Origin of the sequence: Pseudomonas sp. 2VD, assembly GCF_005503585.1 — a bacterium.
In the GTDB taxonomy this organism is placed as follows: Bacteria; Pseudomonadota; Gammaproteobacteria; order Pseudomonadales; family Pseudomonadaceae; genus Pseudomonas; species Pseudomonas aeruginosa.
The window spans coordinates 1-2,402 of the sequence record NZ_SCND01000559.1; the positions used below are offsets into that span (position 1 = coordinate 1).

A 2,402-nucleotide genomic window follows, 5' to 3' on the forward strand; every position below is an offset into this window, starting at 1 on the left:
GGGTAGAGCAGCACATGGCAGTCCTGGGCCGGTTCGAACTGGAAGCGGAAGCCCCGGCGCAGCATGGGCACGCTGTCGAGCGACGGCAGGCTCATGATGCCAGCCCCCGATGCCAGACCCGCTCGCGGGTCACCGTGTGGTACGGCGGGCGTTCGAGTTCGTAGGCCATGCTCATCGCGTCGAGCATGCTCCACAACACGTCCAGCTTGAATTGCAGGATATCCAGCATGCGTTCCTGTGCCTCGCGGGTCCGATAGTGCTCCAGGGTGATCCGCAGGCCGTGCTCGACGTCGCGCCGGGCCTGGGCCAGGCGACTGCGGAAATACTCGTAGCCGGCCGCCTCGATCCACGGATAGTGGCGCGGCCAGCTGTCCAGCCGCGACTGGTGGATCTGCGGGGCGAAGAGTTCGGTCAGCGAACTGCTCACCGCCTCCTGCCAACTGGCGCGACGGGCGAAGTTGACGTAGGCGTCGACGGCGAAGCGCACGCCGGGCAGCACCCGCTCCTCGGACAGCACCTGCTCGCGCTCCAGGCCCACCGCTTCCGCCAGGCGCAGCCAGGCCTCGATGCCGCCCGCCTCGCCGGGGGCGCCGTCGTGGTCGAGGATACGCTGGATCCACTCGCGGCGGACCTCGCGGTCGGGACAGTTGGCCAGGATCGCCGCGTCCTTCAGCGGGATGTTGACCTGGTAGTAGAAACGGTTCGCCACCCAGCCCTGGATCTGTTCGCGACTGGCACGGCCCTCGTACATCGCGACATGGAACGGATGGTGGATATGGTAGTAGCGTCCCTTGTCGCGCAGCGCCCGTTCGAATTCGGCGCGATCCATGGCGGCACGGCTCATGTTGGCCCCCTACAGCTGGATGTGCATGCCATCCCAGGCCACTTCGATGCCACTGGCATCCAGCTCGGCGCGTTCGGCCGAAGCGGTGTCGAGGATGGGATTGGTGTTGTTGATGTGGATAAGCACCTTGCGCGCGGCCGGCACCTTCGCCAGCACCTCGAGCATGCCGCCCGGCCCGCTCTGCGCCAGGTGCCCCATCTGCCGGCCGAGCTTGTCGCCGACCTCGCAAACCAGCATCTCGTCATCGCGCCAGAGCGTACCGTCCACCAACAGGCAGTCGGCGCGGCGCATCCATTCGAGCAGCGCCTCGTCCACCTCGCCGAGGCCCGGCGCATAGAACAGCGTACCGGCGCTATCGAGGTCCTCGACGAACAGGCCGATGTTGTCGCCCGGATGCGGATCGCCGCGATGCGGGGAATACGGCGGCGCGCTGCTGCGCAGGGGGATCGCGGTGAAGCGCAGGCGCGGACAGGCCGGGATGGCGAAAGGCTCGCCATCGAGGGCGATCGGCCGGTGGCGCAGGCCGCCGTTCCAGTGGGAAAGCATGGGGAACAGCGGGAAGCCTTCGCTGAGGTCCTGGTGGACCATCTGCGTGCACCAGACTTCGTGCGGGCAGCCTTCGCGCAGGCTGAGCAGGCCGGTGGTGTGGTCGATCTGGCTGTCGAGCAGGACGATCGCGCCGATCGCCGTATCGCGCGGCCGACGCGCCGGCTGGAGGGCCGGGAAGGCGGCGATCTGGGCACGGATGTCGGGCGAGGCGTTGCAGAGGATCCAGCGCTCGCCGTCGTCGGACAGGGCGATGGAGGATTGCGTGCGTGGCTGGGCCGCTACGCTGCCGTCGCGGACCCCGCGACAGTTGCGGCAGTTGCAGTTCCACTGGGGGAAGCCGCCGCCGGCGGCCGAACCGAGAATACGGATGTGCATGGGTCTGCCCCGCGGGCTGGAGGGAGGCCCCGGAAGACCGGGGCCGAACGGATCAGCGGTTGGCGAAGTAGAGGGTCACTTCGAAACCGAGACGCAGGTCGGTGAAGCTGGGCTTGGTCCACATGGGGTCGATCCTCTCTGGTGGGGCCGGGCGATTCCGGCAGGTCGAGTTAAACATCAGCGGGGCTCGCTCCGAATGAGACTTTCGAAGGAGTTTTCCCCCTGATTTGGTAGGGACTGCCTGTTCCGCCCAAGGTTCGCCGGGAGATCGCCGTTGCGCCCCCCTGGTTCGCCCTGGTGCAGGGCAGAAGCCTAGTCCATGCCGGGGCGGCGGCGAGGCGAAAAAAAAGACGCGGCCAGGGCCGCGTCGCGCCAGAACCCGCCATGGGGAAAGCCGCGTCGGGACGCGGGACGAGCGCACCCGCAGGTGCCTTGGCGGAAAGGCCGCGGGTCGGAGCGATCCGCGGCGGCTGAGGACCGCTCAGAAGAAGCCCAGCGGGTCGATGTCGTAGCTCACCAGGAGGTTCTTGGTCTGCTGGTAGTGGTCGAGCATCATCTTGTGCGTCTCGCGACCGACGCCGGACTTCTTGTAGCCGCCGAACGCGGCGTGGGCCGGGTACAGGTGGTAGCAGTT

General features: G+C 67.8%; 4 protein-coding genes and 1 pseudogene. All 5 read right to left on the reverse strand.

The window, feature by feature from the left end:
- Window positions 1–95: pseudogene (locus tag FFS27_RS31620) on the reverse strand (pyrroloquinoline quinone biosynthesis peptide chaperone PqqD); the annotation flags it as partial.
- Window positions 92–844 (reverse strand): pyrroloquinoline-quinone synthase PqqC, encoded by a 753-nt coding sequence (gene pqqC, locus FFS27_RS31625; RefSeq protein WP_023101321.1) that lies wholly within the window; start codon window positions 842–844, stop codon window positions 92–94. The gene pqqC and the pseudogene FFS27_RS31620, both read right to left, overlap by 4 nt.
- Before the next feature lie 9 nt (window positions 845–853).
- Complete coding sequence (gene pqqB, locus FFS27_RS31630; RefSeq protein WP_003106464.1) at window positions 854–1,768, reverse strand: pyrroloquinoline quinone biosynthesis protein PqqB; 915 nt, start codon at window positions 1,766–1,768, stop codon at window positions 854–856.
- A 52-nt stretch (window positions 1,769–1,820) separates the two neighbouring features.
- Window positions 1,821–1,892, reverse strand: coding sequence for a pyrroloquinoline quinone precursor peptide PqqA (gene pqqA, locus FFS27_RS31635; RefSeq protein ID WP_003106462.1), 72 nt, complete (start codon window positions 1,890–1,892; stop codon window positions 1,821–1,823).
- Window positions 1,893–2,249: 357 nt separating this feature from the next.
- Window positions 2,250–2,402 (reverse strand): aldehyde dehydrogenase family protein (locus tag FFS27_RS31640; protein WP_137952495.1); only part of this gene is annotated, 153 nt, incomplete at its 5' end.